The 16689-nt window shown below is 44.4% G+C and carries 15 protein-coding genes and 1 CRISPR repeat array; of the genes, 2 read left to right on the top strand and 13 right to left on the bottom strand.

Features of this window, described 5'->3' with window-relative positions; genetic code table 11:
* Window positions 1-2: 2 nt before the first annotated feature.
* The 10 genes from CS921_RS10770 to CS921_RS10725 all read right to left on the bottom strand — a co-directional run bounded on the left by CS921_RS10770 (window position 3) and on the right by CS921_RS10725 (window position 8115).
* On the bottom strand, window positions 3-446 hold the full coding sequence (locus tag CS921_RS10770) for a DUF3284 domain-containing protein (RefSeq protein WP_162921746.1): 444 nt from the start codon (window positions 444-446) through the stop codon (window positions 3-5).
* Between the two features lie 41 nt (window positions 447-487).
* Entirely contained in the window at window positions 488-1780 is a 1293-nt protein-coding gene (locus CS921_RS10765) for a PTS sugar transporter subunit IIC (protein WP_099223774.1), read from the bottom strand.
* A 132-nt stretch (window positions 1781-1912) separates the two neighbouring features.
* On the bottom strand, window positions 1913-2941 hold the full coding sequence (locus tag CS921_RS10760; RefSeq protein WP_099223772.1) for a LacI family DNA-binding transcriptional regulator: 1029 nt from the start codon (window positions 2939-2941) through the stop codon (window positions 1913-1915).
* 118 nt (window positions 2942-3059) lie between these two features.
* Complete coding sequence (locus CS921_RS10755) at window positions 3060-4061, bottom strand: YeiH family protein (RefSeq protein ID WP_099223770.1); 1002 nt, start codon at window positions 4059-4061, stop codon at window positions 3060-3062.
* Window positions 4062-4077: 16 nt separating this feature from the next.
* Window positions 4078-4518: a universal stress protein gene (locus CS921_RS10750; RefSeq protein ID WP_099223768.1), complete on the bottom strand. Its 441-nt coding sequence runs from the start codon at window positions 4516-4518 to the stop codon at window positions 4078-4080.
* A 143-nt stretch (window positions 4519-4661) separates the two neighbouring features.
* Window positions 4662-5303, bottom strand: a complete 642-nt coding sequence (locus CS921_RS10745) for a histidine phosphatase family protein (RefSeq protein WP_099223766.1) — start codon at window positions 5301-5303, stop codon at window positions 4662-4664.
* A 75-nt stretch (window positions 5304-5378) separates the two neighbouring features.
* Entirely contained in the window at window positions 5379-6338 is a 960-nt protein-coding gene (locus CS921_RS10740) for a ring-cleaving dioxygenase (RefSeq protein ID WP_099223764.1), read from the bottom strand.
* Window positions 6339-6353: 15 nt separating this feature from the next.
* Entirely contained in the window at window positions 6354-6767 is a 414-nt protein-coding gene (locus CS921_RS10735; protein ID WP_099223762.1) for a MarR family winged helix-turn-helix transcriptional regulator, read from the bottom strand.
* 74 nt (window positions 6768-6841) lie between these two features.
* The gene (locus CS921_RS10730; RefSeq protein WP_099223760.1) at window positions 6842-7372 is read right to left on the bottom strand and encodes a TetR/AcrR family transcriptional regulator; all 531 of its coding nucleotides are present in this window, start codon (window positions 7370-7372) and stop codon (window positions 6842-6844) included.
* 65 nt (window positions 7373-7437) lie between these two features.
* Entirely contained in the window at window positions 7438-8115 is a 678-nt protein-coding gene (locus CS921_RS10725; RefSeq protein WP_162921745.1) for an ArsR/SmtB family transcription factor, read from the bottom strand.
* A 73-nt stretch (window positions 8116-8188) separates the two neighbouring features.
* On the opposite strand from CS921_RS10725, the gene CS921_RS10720 reads away from it, so the two are divergent.
* Both CS921_RS10720 and CS921_RS10715 read left to right on the top strand, forming a co-directional pair.
* Window positions 8189-8779 (top strand): flavin reductase family protein, encoded by a 591-nt coding sequence (locus tag CS921_RS10720; RefSeq protein ID WP_099223756.1) that lies wholly within the window; start codon window positions 8189-8191, stop codon window positions 8777-8779.
* Between the two features lie 100 nt (window positions 8780-8879).
* Window positions 8880-10340, top strand: coding sequence for a glycoside hydrolase family 1 protein (locus tag CS921_RS10715; protein WP_099223754.1), 1461 nt, complete (start codon window positions 8880-8882; stop codon window positions 10338-10340).
* A gap of 62 nt (window positions 10341-10402) precedes the next feature.
* On the opposite strand, the gene CS921_RS10710 is transcribed toward CS921_RS10715, so the two are convergent.
* The 3 genes from CS921_RS10710 to rpoC form a co-directional block, all read right to left on the bottom strand.
* Complete coding sequence (locus tag CS921_RS10710; RefSeq protein ID WP_099223752.1) at window positions 10403-10894, bottom strand: cysteine hydrolase family protein; 492 nt, start codon at window positions 10892-10894, stop codon at window positions 10403-10405.
* A 23-nt stretch (window positions 10895-10917) separates the two neighbouring features.
* Window positions 10918-12243: a sulfatase family protein gene (locus tag CS921_RS10705; RefSeq protein ID WP_099223750.1), complete on the bottom strand. Its 1326-nt coding sequence runs from the start codon at window positions 12241-12243 to the stop codon at window positions 10918-10920.
* Window positions 12244-12459: 216 nt separating this feature from the next.
* Window positions 12460-12743: direct repeats of the CRISPR family, unit length 29 nt; unit sequence TATTTACATTTCACAATGACTATTTAAAC.
* Between the two features lie 231 nt (window positions 12744-12974).
* Window positions 12975-16580 (bottom strand): DNA-directed RNA polymerase subunit beta', encoded by a 3606-nt coding sequence (gene rpoC, locus CS921_RS10700; protein WP_099223748.1) that lies wholly within the window; start codon window positions 16578-16580, stop codon window positions 12975-12977.
* Window positions 16581-16689: the final 109 nt, after the last annotated feature.

Here is a 16689-nt window from a genome sequence, read left to right as displayed (position 1 = left end):
TCTCACTGCTGCAATGCCAATTCGTCCAAATATTTCATCCGTTTGGCAATACCGCGATTATAAAAGAACTTATACAACAAGCCCATCACCATGAAACCATATTGACTTCTCGTCTTGTTAAATGTATTTTGTTCCGAATAGACTAGTTGACAGACCCCTGCTTTATTCGTCAAAAATTCATATGTCTGCAAAATCTCTCCTGATAAATAGGCCGTCTTAAATTGAATCCTTTTTTCAGGAATAATTTCTTTAATTTCCATGGTACTTTCCACCACACCGCGCATCTTTGTCGACAGGTAACAAGTGATTTTCGTCCCCTGTTCCAACTCCACAATCGAGGGATCCGCTTTTTGAAAATAGGCCAGCTGTTCTTTCAAAAGTATTTGATAGACGGCTTCCCGTGCAGCTTTCATTTGATATTTATACCTTAAAGTATCTGTCCGCATGAAGCTTTTCTCCTCCTTCATTCATCCAATTAAAAGGTAGCCTATGCTTCCGGTTTCTGTTCTGCTTTTTCTTCTTTCAAGAACTCCCCATCCATCGCAATCAGGAATGGCAGCCAAATCAAGGTCATCACGACTATTGTCACAAGCTGTAAAATGGCCCCTGCAATCGAACCGGTCCCGAGCCACCCTGAAAGAAATACTGGCGTCGTCCAAACAACCGTTGCCCCGATCGGCCGAGGCACAAGCCCCACTGCAATCGCAAAATAAGAAATCGTCGTGGAAGCAAGCGGCGCCAACACCCACGGAATGAAAGCAATTGGATTCATCACGACCGGCAGCCCAAAGGTCATCGGCTCAGATACGTTAAACACAGACGGCGCAATAATGGTTTTCATCATGGTCTTCATCCGAACAGATCGGGCAATAAAGAATGCCATCGTGAGGGAAATCCCCAGCTGCATCCCCTGATTGACGAAAACGCCCATGAAAGTCGTATTGATAATATTGGGCAATTGCTCCGCCCCAGCCTGATACGCTTCATAGTTTTGAATCGCCAAGGCACTCATGATCGGATCAATAATCGCATTGATGACCAAAGTTCCGTGAATCCCAAACCACCAGAAGAATTGCGTAAAGAATACGGCAATCAAAATCGCCGGCAAAGTTCCGCCAAGCCCCATAAGCGGCTGTTGCAAAAGCTCATAAACAAAGTCAACAGCATTTCCCCAAGAAGTAAAGGTAAAGAGATAACGAATCAAATTGAATAAGAATAAAGGTGCTGCCCCCGGAATGATCGCAACAAATGAATCGGCAATCATCGGCGGCACAGAATCCGGCATTTTGATCGTAATATTCGCACGACTGATACGGCTGTAAATCTCCGTTGCAATGATCGCTGTCAAGATCCCAACGAACATCCCTTCCGCCCCCAGCTTAGAAATAGGAATAAAAGTCCCAAATTTGTCATCTGTCCCATACGGCAAAAGCATTAGAAACGAAGATAATGAAATCGCACCAGCAAAAAGTTGCGATTGCTTATAATGACCCGCTAACTGATAGCCGATCCCAAAAACGATAAAAAGTGCTGAAATACTCATCGTAGCATTGCTCACCGGACCAAAAAATTCATTTAAAAATTGATTAAACCAGTCAGGCAGATAATCCGCAAAACCAAATGTAGTAGGCAGGTTTTGAATAATAATCATAATCGAAGCAAACATTGTTGCTGGAAACGCCATCATAAAACCGTCCCGCAAACTCAGCAAATAGCGGTTATTGGCAATTAGTGATGCTGCAGGAACCATTTTTTCCGAAATTTTATCAATAAATTTCATATTGCTATTCTCCCTTGCACTATTTTTTCAGTTGATTCGGCCGAAAACAACTGTAAACGTTTACTTTGATAATTATAATTGTTTAGTTAATGTTTACACAAGGGGTTTTTAAAAATATTTTTAGTAAGTTTCTTAAAATTCTTTAACAGATTCTCTCAAACGCAACTCACTACCGCATACCACTCGAATCGGCATGCTTCGTTCTTTTAAAATGCGTTCCTTCGCCATCCGCACGGCAATTCGACCAACTTCTTCCGCGTTCATTCGCACGCTGGAAAGCGCCGGAATCATAAATTTCGACATTTCATTATCGTCAAAACTGATGATCGAAATATCTTCTGGAATCGATAATCCTGCCTCACTAATCGCCCGATAAACACCTACAGATAGCGGATCACTGGCCACAACAAGTGCAGTCGGCCGATTCTCTTCTTGTAAAAGTTCCGCCGCTAGTTGAAGTCCCGTTTGCGTTTTCCAAGAGCCTTGAAGCACACGAATATGCGCCTCCAAATTATGTAATTTCATCCATTCGATATAGCTCATCGCCCGCACTTCATCCTGACTGTATACAACGTCCCCTTCTGCCGTCACAGAGCTACTGATGCCCCCGATAAAGGCAATATTTTGATGCCCTTTCTCATATAAAACATCCAATATCTCGCGCGTTTTGGAGGCAAAATCTGTTTGAATGCAGTCGAACTGGGGATTTTTTGAATAATTATCTACAAGAATCAAGTTGGGATTTAATTTACTTACATATTCCGTTGCCTCTTTGGTCATTTCACTGATCATAATCACAGCACCATAACGCTTCAATTGCGCCCAGTCCTTGTGCTCATCGCGCATCTGAAAAGCCTGAATCGTTTTCAAACGCCATTTGGCCGCTTCCTGCTCAATACCAATTCTGATATCCCGAAAATAAGGATCATCAAATTCCGACTGTGTATTATGACGCACAATCAAGCCGATCGTTAAATCATCCCCCACGCTGCGAGTGCCCCGTTTATTTTTGTCCGTTGAATAATTCAAACTGTTGGCAATCTCAATCACGCGTTGACGTGTATTTTCATTGATACTAAAAGCAGGATCATTATTTAAAATTCTGGAGACACTGGCAGCAGATACACCAGCCATTTGTGCAATATCTCGAATACTGGTCATGATTAACCCCTCACATTTGTTTATCTTTTACTAAATAATAGTAACATATAATAAATTAAAAGCCTATCTCACTTGATAACAAAAAAATAAGCCCCCGTTCGCCGGAGACTTATCGTTCTTAGAAAAATATTTTTGCCATCGCAATTGCAAAGCCAAGCAGGATGATCGACCCCATCGTTGCCGCCAAAAATACCTTACCGCCCTTTTCGATGATCACTTTAAAGTTAACACTCATGCCCAGTGCCGCCATCGCCATTCCTAAAAACAGGTAGGCCGCCGAAACGAATGTATCAATCACACTTTGCGGAAGCGGCAGAAAACTAGTTGCCGCACTCGCCAGTAAAAATCCGCCCATAAACCAAGGAATCGGTATTTTAACCTTCTCATCAGCCGCCTTGCCACGATTCTGCTTTTTGCCATAAATAATGCCGATAATGACAGCAACCGGCGCTAAAAGCAGGACGCGCGACAATTTGGTGATCAGCGCCATGTCCAACGCATCCGGCCCGAACGCACTCCCGGCAGCAACCGCATGGGCAATTTCATGCAGCGATAAGCCACTCATAAAACCAAGCTGTGTCTCTGAAAAGTGAAGCAGCGGTGCAATCGCAATCTCCACCAGTGTGAAAATTGTTCCTAAAATACACACGACTGCCACTGCCAAAACGGCATTATCTTCTTTGGCCTTCACCTGCGGCGAGATCCCCATTACGGCAGCTGCCCCACAAATCCCGCAACCGCTCGCCGTCAAAATAGCCAGATCATCTTCCACCTTGAACATTTTGCAGAAAAAGTAAACAATGAAAATCGTCATTGTCACCCCTACCGCTGCCAGCGCGATCGTCTTCACGCCAGATTCTGCCAACTGAATCAAGTTCAGCCGAAAGCCCAGCAAAATGATCCCAAGGCGTATGAATTTATTTGAAACAAAGCCAATCCCCGGTTTCGCCATGACCAGTCCTTCATTTCCAAGCTGGAAAAGCATCCCTAGAATCAGTGCAATCACAAGCGGCCCCACCAGACTTAGCCCTGGCAGCGTCGCCAAATATTTTCCTACGAGTGAACATAATAATGTAATAAAAATTGCATACCAAAATCCTCTTGTTTTAAATAACGACATTTCTGCACTCCTTCTCCTAGTCTTTAACCACCGTCACATCACATTTGCTATGGTGGATGATATAGCTTGACACACTCCCAAGCGTCAATAAATATTCCCATTCATTCAGCTGCCGATCGCCACACACGATCAAATCTGGTTCAACTTCCGGCAACACCTCATGGACAAGGCATTTTTTCGGCACACCCTCTCGGACAATCGTTCGCACATTTTGAATGCCTGCCGCTTTCGCCTGTTCTGCCATATCGTTCAGCCAATCTGTCGTTTCTTTCATACGCCGCTCTATAATGCCTTCATCATAGGCCAAAGCCGCCGCATAGACACCTGGATCCACAATACTTGCCAGTACAACCTCTTCCGCCTCTTCACGCCGCGCGATATAAAGTCCCTTTTTCAGCACTGCCGCCGTTTTCTCACTCTTATCCAGCGCCAATAAAATTTTCCGATACTCACCCATTTTTTCTTCACCACGTTTCACTTTTAATCAAATTATAGTATAGCTGCCGACAAATGGGAAATATGGATTTTGAATAGCGATGATTAATTTTTTTAATGAAAAAACCAGAACCAAGCCATCTCGCCTGATTCTGGTCTTCCTTCTTATCGAACAGCCTGCGTCAAATGCTCCGTTTCGTTAACCTTTAGTACCCGAAACGCCTCATCCTCATAACGCACAACACTGATACTTGTATTTAAAATACGCGTCCCCTTTTCGCGGTGCTCCTCAACCGTTCCGCCATTCAAAAGGTGCATTAAAAGCGTTAGCGTCATGCCATGCGAGACCACTAAAATATTCCCTTCCGCATGCGCCTGAACGATTTTCCGAACCCCTGCCAGCACACGTTCCTCAAGCTGATAATAAGTTTCGCCACCATTTACACATGCATCAAAGGTTGCCGGACTGGTCATAAATTCATGCCGCTCTTCCGGAAATTGTGCATCCAGTTCAGCCACTCGCACACCTTCCCAGCTGCCAAAATGCATCTCGCGCAACTCTTCCAGCAAATGAAGCTCTGATCCTTCATCATCTAAAATCAGCCGAGCCGTGTCCTGCGTCCGTTTGCTTGGGCTCGTATAAACGGCCTCAAAATCAACATCACGTAAAGCCGTGCCAACTGCCTTAGCTCCACTGATGCCCTCCTCTACAAGCGGTGAGTCCCCCCAGCCCTGCATCTGTCCAGTTAAATTCCACTCTGTTTTTCCGTGACGAACAAAATAGATCGTCAAATTACTACTCGTCAATGCGGCTCCTCCTAAAAAAGTTCAGTCTACCCTTGATTTTACCACTGTGAGCCTCATTTTCAAGAATTATTTTCATTAAATATCCGTATCGAGCGGTGTCAAATGCGCTTCAATCTCCGCCCGGCGTCCCTCAAACTTCGGCGGCAGCTCCACATAGGTGCCATGCTCCACTTCAAAGTCAGTCCGAAAACCCGGCCCATCCGTTGCCAGCTCAAAAAGCAGCCCATTTGGTTCCCGGAAATAAAGCGAATGGAAGTAATAGCGATCGATAAAACCAGAATTCGGATAGTTGGCATCTGCAATCCGCTCGTTCCATTCCATCATCTCCGCGTCATCCTCAACACGAAAGGCCACATGATGCACGCCGCCAGCCCCCAGATTCCGCTGCTCCAAATCAGGCCGAGCCTCCAAATGAATCTCCGCACCCGTACCGCCTTCTCCCGTCTGATAAACCGTGAGTAGCTTCTCCTTATCCTCATAAGCGCCAACCCGTTTAAAGCCCATGACCTTTGTCAACACATGATCCGTCTTTTCCTTCTCATAGACCGAAAAGCGCACCGGTCCAAGCCCTTGAATGGCAACCTCTTTCGGCACCGAACTCCCTTCCCAAGGATGCCCGCCCGAAACGCCGTGATTATTTTCATCCGACACCAGATAAATCGTCAAACCATCTACATCCTTAAAACGAATCACCTTCCGATCAAACTGCATTTCCCCTTTACTATGGAAAATTTGAAACGCGTCCAGCCGTTTGTCCCAATAGTCGAGCGCCGCATCATTCGGAACCCGCAGCCCCATCGCAGAAATCTGATTGCGACCAGGCCGGTTTGGCGCCATATTTGGCACTTCAAAAAAAGTGACCGTCGTCCCCGGACTGCCCGTTTCATCCGCATAATAAAGATGATAGGTATAAGGATCATCCTGATTGACCGTCTTTTTCACCAGCCGCATGCCGAGCACTTTCGTATAGAAATCAAAATTCTTCCGCGCATTTTCAGTAAAAATTGAAATATGATGCAACCCTTTCAATTCCATTTTCCATCCCTCCAACTAATCTAATTTTTTCAAAAGACGTAGCAGTTCCTTTTGTTCCTTACGCGTCAAACTGCCGAACTGTTCACTTTGAAACTGCTCCTGCATCGGCACATATTCGGCGTAGTAAGCCTTCCCACGCTCCGTCAAGCCGATATATTTTTCACGCCCATTTTTTGTCCGCTGAACGAGCCCGATTTCTTCCAATTTAACGAGGAGTTGGGTGATATTGCCTTTTGTCACAACCAGCTTCTCAGCAAGCTCCTGCTGCGTGAGTTCCTTACTCGGCCCGATTTGCGCAATACAGTCGAACTGTGCCGTTGTAAGTCCCGACGGTTTTAAATTCTGATTGGTTTCCTTCATGTTGCGATTATAAAATCTGCTCAACCGAAACCATAAAAGGACGCCTAACCGCTGCTCCGATTTCACCATATCGATCTCCTCCTTTGTCATTTTCAGTTTAGTCCTAAACAATAAAAAAAGCAAGCCATTCAACTTGCAGCCATTTACATCAGCATCCGTTTCAATTTTTGAACGACCTGCTCCTTTGTCACAACTTCCGACTCTTTGATATTCAGTATTTTCGCATGCCACATTCCATCAATCGTATAGCGTAGCAATTCCGCCATTTCCGGCCCGACCTCAGCCGCCATTCGTTCAAAGTCCTCCGCATAGGCCGCATCCCAATACCCCGAATCGACATCTCCCGAAACCGCCGTCGCCAGAAGCGCCCCATGAAGCCCGATCAGCTCATCATCAGAAAGCTGCCGCAGATTGCCGTTCAAATAACTTTCTGTAAACGGATAGCGCGACTTATCAGCAAGTTTCTTATATTCCTCCGCCAAAATCTGTTCGTACATTTCGATCGTATATTTGATCAGCGAAAGCGTCAGTTCATTTTTATTTTGAAAGTGGTAGAAAATCGCCGCTTTTGTAATCCCCGACCGAGCAGCGACATTGGCCAAGCTATACTGATGCACACCCTTCTCATTGATCACGTCGATCGCCGCCTGAATAATCTGTTGTCTGCTACTCATTTTCCGTCCACCATCCTTCGTTTTCTTAAGTGTATCGAACCGCACAGAAAAAAGCAATTTTATCTTTATTCAAACATATTTCGAAAAGCCCGCTCACCTTTTGCCGTCAATTGAACACTACGATTCACCGAATGCTGTTTCAACCATCGCTCCTCCACCGCATGTTTAAAAAAAGCCGTTCCCAAATGTCCCGCTAAATGAAACCGTCTCTCCGTCCAGTCTAAACATACTTTCACAAAGCAGCCCTTTCGCCGTCGAAGCTCTTCCAAATCCAAACCAACATCTGAAAAAAACCGCTCTCCCGCCTCTGTCAAATAGACCTGCTCACCAGCAAGCTTGAGATAGCCTTTTCTTTCCAAGTCCGCAAGCAGTCGCACGCCCAGCTTCCCCGCCAAATGACAATAACAGCTTCTGCCCTCTGCCAGCTGTCTGTGCTCCTCACTTTCCCGAAATGACCTAATCGGCTTTTGGGGACTAAGATACATGGCCTTTTCAATCAATTCCGCCACATCTGCATTAGCCAAGCAAAAATAATGATACCTGCCCTGCTTAAAACTGTGCAACCAGCCAAGTTTTTTAATCTCATTCAAATGATAGGACACTGTATGATCTTGCACACGTGCGATCTGCGCCAATTCATGTACAGTATGGTAACGCCCATCCATCAAAGAAGTCATGATTTGCACACGCGACTCATCGCTTAAAATTTTGGTCAGCTGCACCACATCAGGAAAACCAGCCATTCGCTCTCCTCCCTCTAATACCTCGACGCCCATCGATCTTTCTCTATTATAAACTAACAACGAGGTGATGAACATGCATAAGAAATTGAACAAAACAGACTTTTACTATGGTTTTCCTGTCGCACTAATGACTACCAAGAATCGGATAACTGGAAAAGATCATTTGACACCTATTTCTTCAACCTGGACATTAAACCGTTCTGTTGTGCTCGGAATAGGATTAGACAATCAAGGATTTCAAAATTTGGCTCCCGGCACGGATCTGACATTGAACCTACCTGATTTTAAGCTTTGGCGACATATCGAAAAAATCGCCCCCAAAACCGGTAATCAACAACTTCCTACTTATAAGAAGGAAGCCGGTTATACTTTTCATCCGGATAAATTTGCCCTTGGAAAATTCACGAAAGAAAGCGGCATAACCGTTCAGACGGTTCGTATTGCCGAATGCCCCATCCAAATCGAAGCGCTCGTCACAAATATTTATCCAACATCGGGCTTCGCAATCATCGAGTGTCGTATACAAGCCATTTTTGTTGAAGAAACACTCTTAAAAGACGAAACGCATCTAGATACAGAGAAATGGCAGCCGCTAATATACAAATTCCGAAGCTATACAACAACGACTGAATCTCTAGGACAAAACTTCAAATATGAAGAATAATATCATTTTCTTTTTTATAGTCAACTTCCTCTTGACATGTAATGCATTACAGAAAGTACAATAAAAAAGTAAAGAAGAATGATGGAAGGAGCAACAAACAATGTCAGAATTCAAAAAAGTATTTCCAGAAGGATTTTTATGGGGCGGCGCAACAGCAGCCAACCAAGTAGAAGGCGCGTATGATGTAGACGGAAAAGGCCTTTCTACAGCTGATATGGTCAAATTTGTTCCAAAAGCGGAACGTACAGCAGACCATGCATTAGATGTAACACGTGCAGAAATCGACGACATTCTAGCCGGAAAAGTGGACGCTACTTTCCCGAAACGCTTTGGTGTTGATTTTTATCATCATTATAAAGAAGATATCAAACTTTTTGCCGAAATGGGCTTCAAAACATTCCGCCTGTCCCTCAACTGGGCACGTATTTTCCCGAACGGTGACGATGCAGAGCCAAATGAAAAAGGACTGGCTTTCTATGATGCCGTTTTCGATGAATTATTAAAATATGGTATCGAGCCGCTTGTTACTTTGAGCCACTATGAAACACCACTCAATTTGACACTTAAATACAACGGCTGGGCTGACCGTCGCGTAATCGGCTTCTTCACAAACTATGCCGAAACAGTTTTCAAACGCTACAAAGATAAAGTCAAATACTGGCTGACATTTAACGAAATCAATGTGATCTCACTTAGCCCGTACACTGGCGGAGGCGTTCTAACTGAAGGCGCTGAAAACCCAATGCAGCTTTGCTATCAAGCAGCCCATCATCAATTTGTGGCAAGTGCCATCGCAACAAAACTATGCCATGAAATCAGCCCGGACGCACAAATCGGTTGTATGCTTGCTCGTATGACAACTTACCCAGCTACCAACAATCCAGATGACGTACTAAAAGCGCAATACGAAAACCAAATGAACCTGTTCTTCACAGACGTTCATGCACGCGGTAAATACCCAAGCTACATGAACCGTTTCTTCAAAGAAAACAACATCACCATCCAAAAAGAAGTTGGCGATGACGAAATCTTGAAAGAACATACAGTGGACTTCATTTCGTTCAGCTACTACATGTCCCTATCTGCTACAGCAAGTCCAGAAGGTGACCGTACAGCCGGCAACCTAATGGGCGGCGTTAAAAATGAATATCTTGAATCCTCCGACTGGGGCTGGCAAATCGATCCAAAAGGCCTGCGTTGGACACTGAACGACCTTTACACACGTTATGAGTTGCCACTATTCATCGTTGAAAACGGCCTAGGCGCTTATGATAAAGTAGAAGAAGACGGTTCGATCCATGATGATTACCGCATCGACTACCTGCGCAAACATATCGAACAAATGAAAGAAGCGATTGCAGACGGCGTTGACCTAATGGGTTATACTAGCTGGGGCCCAATCGACTTAGTAAGTGCTTCAACAAGCGAAATGTCGAAACGTTACGGCTTCATCTATGTTGACCAAGACGACGAAGGCAACGGCACACTTGCCCGCTCAAGAAAAGACTCCTTCGCATGGTACAAAAAAGTCATCGCAACAAACGGCGAAGATTTAGCTTAAGCAACCACCAAAAAAGGACTTGAACATTCAACCATGTTCAAGTCCTTTTTTATGGATCATTTTCAAAGCCACATCAAAAACCGACCGCCCCAAAGCGCCTCATGATGCTTCCGAATTATCTCAGCTGGAAGCAATGCAGAATCCACCGTGGTGTGCAGCCCTTTTTTCATAAAGGAACGGTAACCTAGCCCATGCGCCATCCGAATTGTCGTATCCACACAATACTCCGTCTGTGCCCCGCAAAACTCCATTTCACCGACCTCCAGTTTCTCCAAAAGCCCTGCCAATTCCGTCTGATAAAATGAATTTGCATGCGTTTTAGAAACAAAATAATCCCCGTACCTCACATCCAGCTCATCCATCAACGCCCATTCAGCCGAGTGCAGTGGCAGCTCTTCCTCATGATGCTGAATAAAAATAATCGGCATTTTAGCTTCCCGATAACAAGCAATCCGCTCATTGACACCACTTAAAACCTCCGCCAATTCAAAAAGCGGTTTTTCCGGAGTATGCAACCCCTTTTGCAAATCAATCACAACTAGCGCACGCGTCATTTTATCATTCCTCTCCTCATCAACTATTCCTTCTCAAACAGCGCAAAAGGATCTCCCGTCTTCTCTAGCCACTCTTTTAGCATCTGATGTAACTCATGCCTTTTTTTAGCAAATCTATCATTATGAACCAAATTGACAAACTCATAAGGATCATCATTTAAATCAAACAATAACCAAGGCATTTTTTCAAAACAAACATACTTATATCCATCTCTCGTCAGCACCCCACGCCACGGTAAATCAACGCTATCATTGTGTCCTGTAATTGATTGTAAAAAGACGCTTTCCGGCATATCCGGCCAATTTTCAGTTTTCTGATACCGATAAGCAGAATAATCCTGTCCTTCCATCCAATCCGGCTTTTCAATCCCGCACAACCCCAGTGTAGTTGGCGCAATATCTACATGATTCAGCAATAAGCCAGACTGCTCCCCATTAAAATACCCATCGTAGCCCATCGTACTCATACCTGAAATTACGAATGGAATTCTGATCGATTCTTCATAAGGCACCATTTTCCGAAACAAGCCATGTGAACCATGCATATCTCCGTGATCACTAAAGAAAATGACATGTGTATTATAAAAAAGTCCTGTATCCATTAATTTTTCGAGCACCCGTCCGATATTCCGATCCAAGTTTTCGATCATCGCATAATAGCCAGCCAACTCGTCAGCTGCTTGCTTCTGAATTCTTTCTACTGGCGGCACATTCGGACGAAAAGCAACATCACACGGATGGTGGTGTGCCATATCTTCAGCCGGTGCGAGATAAGGATCATGCGGCGGCTGAACAGATAAAACTGCAAAAAACGGCGTGTCGTCATTTTGTTTCTCATCCAAGTAATCCAACATATAGTCGGTCAGACAATCTGTTTCGTATCCATCTAGTCGGCGATGGAACGGTTCCCCATTTTCTTCCCCATGCACATAACAATCCCATTGGCTGTTATTATTCTCATATGCGATCCATTTCTGAAAACCACCACGTCGCTCAGGCGGAATAATGTGATCAGCCGCACGTCCAAAGCGCTCTTGGTAGCCATCCAAATGCCATTTCCCAAGATAAAAAGTCTCATAGCCATTGTCATTAAAAACATTCGCAATCGTTGGCTGCCTAGGATCAAGCTGTTTTTCATGCGCAGGAACACATTTATGCGGATAAATACTTGTCAACATAGACCCCCGGAATGGACAGCACACTGGATATCCTGACACAGCATCAGAAAAACTCATTCCTGTCCGAGCTAAGCGATCAATATTAGGCGTCACAACATTCTGATCATGATTCAAACTCAAAGCTTGTGCTCGCAACTGATCAGCAACAATCCATAATACATTTTGTCTCACTTTTTCTCCTCCTTAGATGTTAAAGCAGATGATAGATTTAAATTAGCAAGATGTAACAGCTCTGAAAGAGAACGATTACATCTTGTTATTTTAGAAAATTCGATTGCCTTGTAACGGAATGCGTAGAATCTTTCAGCCAACTAACGACTATGAATCTTATATTTCATGTTGACTATTTAAATTCTTTCGCGCCGTGTCGCTTCCCGGCTTGACTAAAATTCACATTTCACAATGACTATTTAAACATGATGGCTGCGCAAGCCTTAACTTACTAGCAAAATTTACATTTCACAATGACTATTTAAACACACAAACCATTGAGGAACGTGAAAGTGGGCAAGAAGTATTTACATTTCACAATGACTATTTAAACAATAGCGACGGTTTAAATGAATTAATTAACGAATTATTTACATTTCACAATGACTATTTAAACTTTATTCATGTGATGCGAATGTTGATAGACTAAGCTATTTACATTTCACAATGACTATTTAAACCCGTCGTCTCAAACCCACACACCCATCTTACCTCAAAACCTATTTTCTGTCGACCTCCAAAAAATCCTAGTTTCCTCCTCTTCCAAACTCTCCTCACTCTCTATCTAATCCTCCACTCCCTTTCTCTCCCAAGCAATTTCGCATTTCTGTCGATCCCCCGCCAAATTTACATTATCTCCGGTCGACAGAAAAAAACAGACCCGCCCGAAAGCGGATCTGTTTATCATTTAATTAAGCATTCGTTGTTTCTTCGGATACCTCTGTGTCATCCAAAACGACTTGTGGTTTCAGATTGCGGTAACGGTTGATACCTGTACCAGCTGGAACCAGTTTACCAAGGATTACGTTTTCTTTCAGACCTAGAAGTTCATCACGTTTTCCTTTAATCGCTGCATCCGTCAAGACACGTGTTGTTTCTTGGAAGGAAGCGGCTGACAAGAAGCTGTCAGTTTCAAGCGATGCTTTCGTGATACCCAGCAAGACTGGACGACCTGTTGCAGGCTGCATGCCATTCAAGATCGCATCACGGTTAGCTTCTGTAAACGTATGAATATCCATCAGCGTACCAGGAAGGATATCTGTATCCCCAGTGTCCATCACGCGGATCTTACGCAACATTTGACGTACCATTACTTCAACGTGTTTATCGCCGATTTCTACCCCTTGCATCCGGTAAACTTTTTGTACTTCAGCAAGCAGATATTCTTGAACGGACAATACGTCACGCACACGGATCAACGCTTTCGGATCGATTGAACCCTCTGTCAAAGCTTCACCGCGGTCTACAATAGAACCTTCTTGAACACGAAGACGTGCTGTATAAGGAACTGTGTAGCTGCGACGATCATCTTGACCTTGGATAGTGATTTCTAAGCCACGATCACGTCCTTCTTCGATCGAAACGACTTCACCGCCAACCTCTGTGATTGTCGCTTGACCTTTTGGATTCCGTGCTTCAAAGATTTCCTGAATACGCGGAAGACCCTGTGTGATATCGTCTCCGGCAACCCCACCGGTGTGGAACGTACGCATGGTAAGCTGTGTACCTGGTTCCCCGATCGATTGAGCCGCAATAATACCAACTGCTTCCCCAACTTCGACCTCTGTACCTGTCGCCAAGTTTTTACCATAACATTTTTTACATACGCCGTGTTTTGTATTACATGTGAACGCGGAACGAATCGAAACTTCTTCAATCCCAGCATTCACGATTTGTTGAGCGATTGGCTCTGTGATCAATTCATTTTCAGCCACAATCACGTCGCCTGTTTCTGGATGGCGAATCGTCTTACGTGCATAACGACCTTCCAAACGTTCTTCAAGCGGCTCGATGATTTCTGTGCCTTCCTTGATTGCTTTGATTGTCAGTCCGCGGTCAGTTCCACAATCGTCTTCACGAATGATGACATCTTGGGCAACATCAACCAGACGACGAGTCAAGTAACCGGAATCGGCTGTCTTAAGGGCGGTATCGGTCAAACCTTTACGCGCACCGTGAGTCGAAATAAAGTACTCGAGGACAGTCAGACCTTCACGGAAGTTCGATGTGATTGGAAGTTCTACGATACGGCCAGATGGGTCAGCCATCAGACCACGCATACCGGCAAGCTGTGTAAAGTTGGAAATGTTACCACGAGCACCGGAGTCCTGCATCATGAAGATTGGATTCAAACGTTCCAAACTCAAGATCAGTTTGCCTTGAATCTCATCTTTCGCTGCATTCCAGACGGCAATTACACGTTCGTATCTTTCATCATCGGTAATTAAACCGCGACGGAATTGTTTCGTAATTTTTTCAACTGTATCATGTGCTTTTTCAAGAATTTCGTGCTTCTCAGTAAGGGTCAAAATATCGGCAATCCCTACTGTGATACCAGCTTTAGTCGAAATCTTAAAGCCAAGGTCTTTCATACGGTCAAGCATTTTCGATGTTTCAGTGATGTGGAACCGTTTGAAGACTTCCGCAATGATATTTCCAAGAATTTTTTTCTTGAATGGATCAACAAGTGGCTGTTCAGCAATATGCGCTTTGACATCCGTCGTTGTATCCACAAAATATTTCTTCGGTGTTTCGATTTCCAAGTTATATTTTGTCGGTTCATTGATATAAGGGAACGATGTTGGCAAGATCGTATTGAAAACAAGTTTACCTACAGTCGTAATAAGCAGTTGTTTGCGCTCTTCATCTGTAAAGCGTTCGTTCGGGATGGAACCCGCATAAACCGCAATACGAGAATGCAGATGCACATAACCGTTTTGATAAGCAAGAAGCGCTTCATTAATATCCTTAAAGATCGTACCTTCACCGACCGCATTTTCACGTTCAAGTGTCAGATAGTAGTTACCAAGCACCATATCTTGGGAAGGCGTTACTACCGGTTTACCATCTTTTGGATTCAAAATGTTTTGCGCAGCCAGCATTAAAATACGAGCTTCTGCTTGTGCTTCTGCTGAAAGTGGTACGTGGACCGCCATTTGGTCACCATCAAAGTCGGCATTGTAAGCCGTACATACGAGCGGGTGAAGACGAATCGCGCGACCTTCAACAAGTGTTGGTTCAAAAGCTTGGATACCCAGTCTGTGAAGCGTAGGGGCACGGTTTAGAAGAACCGGATGCTCACGAATGACTTCTTCCAGCACGTCCCAAATTTCCGGTGCCATGCGTTCAATTTTACGTTTTGCACTCTTGATATTATGGGCAAGACCACGGCCAACAAGCTCTTTCATTACAAATGGTTTGAATAATTCAAGCGCCATTTCTTTTGGAAGACCACATTGGTACATTTTCAAGTTTGGACCTACGACGATAACCGAACGACCCGAATAGTCGACACGTTTACCAAGCAAGTTTTGACGGAAACGACCTTGTTTCCCTTTCAGCATGTGCGAAAGAGATTTAAGCGGACGGTTACCAGGACCTGTTACAGGACGACCACGACGGCCATTATCGATCAAAGCATCGACTGCTTCCTGCAGCATCCGTTTTTCATTCTGAACGATAATGTTTGGAGCGCCCAAGTCAAGCAGACGTTTCAAACGGTTGTTCCGGTTGATAACACGACGGTACAAGTCATTCAAGTCACTCGTCGCAAAACGGCCACCTTCAAGTTGGACCATTGGACGAAGCTCTGGCGGAATAACTGGCAGCACATCAAGAATCATCCAGCTTGGTTCATTACCAGAGTTGCGGAATGCTTCCATCACTTCAAGACGACGAATCGCACGCGTACGACGTTGACCTTGCGCTGTTTTCAGTTCTTCTTTCAGATCATTTGTTTCTTTTTCCAGATTGATGTCAGAAAGCAGACGTTTAATCGCTTCTGCACCCATGCCGGCTTGGAAACCTTTGTTATATTTTTCGCGGTACACACGATATTCTTTCTCAGACAACAATTGTTTTTTCTCAAGCGGTGTGTCACCAGGTTCTGTTACTACATACGATGCGAAGTAGATAACTTCCTCTAGGGCACGAGGACTCATGTCAAGAACTAGACCCATCCGGCTTGGAATACCTTTGAAATACCAAATATGCGAAACTGGTGCGGCAAGCTCAATATGTCCCATGCGTTCACGACGAACCTTGGATTTCGTTACTTCAACGCCGCAACGGTCACAAACAACGCCTTTATAGCGCACACGTTTGTATTTCCCGCATGAACATTCCCAGTCTTTCATTGGTCCAAAAATACGTTCACAGAACAAGCCGTCACGTTCCGGTTTGAGCGTTCTGTAGTTGATGGTTTCCGGTTTTTTCACTTCACCATGCGACCATGAACGAATCTTATCTGGAGATGCTAGACCGATTTTCATATACTCAAAATTATTAACATCTATCAAGTGCCCAACCTCCTACTATTGATTATGACCGTGCCGGGCTGACCGCGCCGCAATCTGTCTAGCGCGACTCTGCCCGATATTTCCACGATCTCTTTATTCTTAACTTCTT

The organism is Listeria costaricensis, from assembly GCF_900183385.1.
Taxonomy (GTDB): domain Bacteria; phylum Bacillota; class Bacilli; order Lactobacillales; family Listeriaceae; genus Listeria; species Listeria costaricensis.
Note: the sequence above shows the minus strand (reverse complement) of the source record. Positions and strands in the feature narration are given on the sequence as shown.

Bases quoted from the DNA above. Each gene is read 5' to 3' on its own strand.
- CS921_RS10765 (WP_099223774.1), bottom strand. From the start codon at position 1,780: ATGAAATTTATTGATAAAATTTCGGAAAAAATGGTTCCTGCAGCATCA.
- CS921_RS10760 (WP_099223772.1), bottom strand. From the start codon at position 2,941: ATGACCAGTATTCGAGATATTGCACAAATGGCTGGTGTATCTGCTGCC.
- CS921_RS10725 (WP_162921745.1), bottom strand. From the start codon at position 8,115: ATGGCTGGTTTTCCTGATGTGGTGCAGCTGACCAAAATTTTAAGCGAT.
- CS921_RS10715 (WP_099223754.1), top strand. From the start codon at position 8,880: ATGTCAGAATTCAAAAAAGTATTTCCAGAAGGATTTTTATGGGGCGGC.
- CS921_RS10755 (WP_099223770.1), bottom strand. From the start codon at position 4,061: ATGTCGTTATTTAAAACAAGAGGATTTTGGTATGCAATTTTTATTACA.
- CS921_RS10730 (WP_099223760.1), bottom strand. From the start codon at position 7,372: ATGAGTAGCAGACAACAGATTATTCAGGCGGCGATCGACGTGATCAAT.
- CS921_RS10740 (WP_099223764.1), bottom strand. From the start codon at position 6,338: ATGGAATTGAAAGGGTTGCATCATATTTCAATTTTTACTGAAAATGCG.
- CS921_RS10710 (WP_099223752.1), bottom strand. From the start codon at position 10,894: ATGACGCGTGCGCTAGTTGTGATTGATTTGCAAAAGGGGTTGCATACT.
- CS921_RS10735 (WP_099223762.1), bottom strand. From the start codon at position 6,767: ATGGTGAAATCGGAGCAGCGGTTAGGCGTCCTTTTATGGTTTCGGTTG.
- CS921_RS10770 (WP_162921746.1), bottom strand. From the start codon at position 446: ATGCGGACAGATACTTTAAGGTATAAATATCAAATGAAAGCTGCACGG.
- CS921_RS10750 (WP_099223768.1), bottom strand. From the start codon at position 4,518: ATGGGTGAGTATCGGAAAATTTTATTGGCGCTGGATAAGAGTGAGAAA.
- CS921_RS10720 (WP_099223756.1), top strand. From the start codon at position 8,189: ATGCATAAGAAATTGAACAAAACAGACTTTTACTATGGTTTTCCTGTC.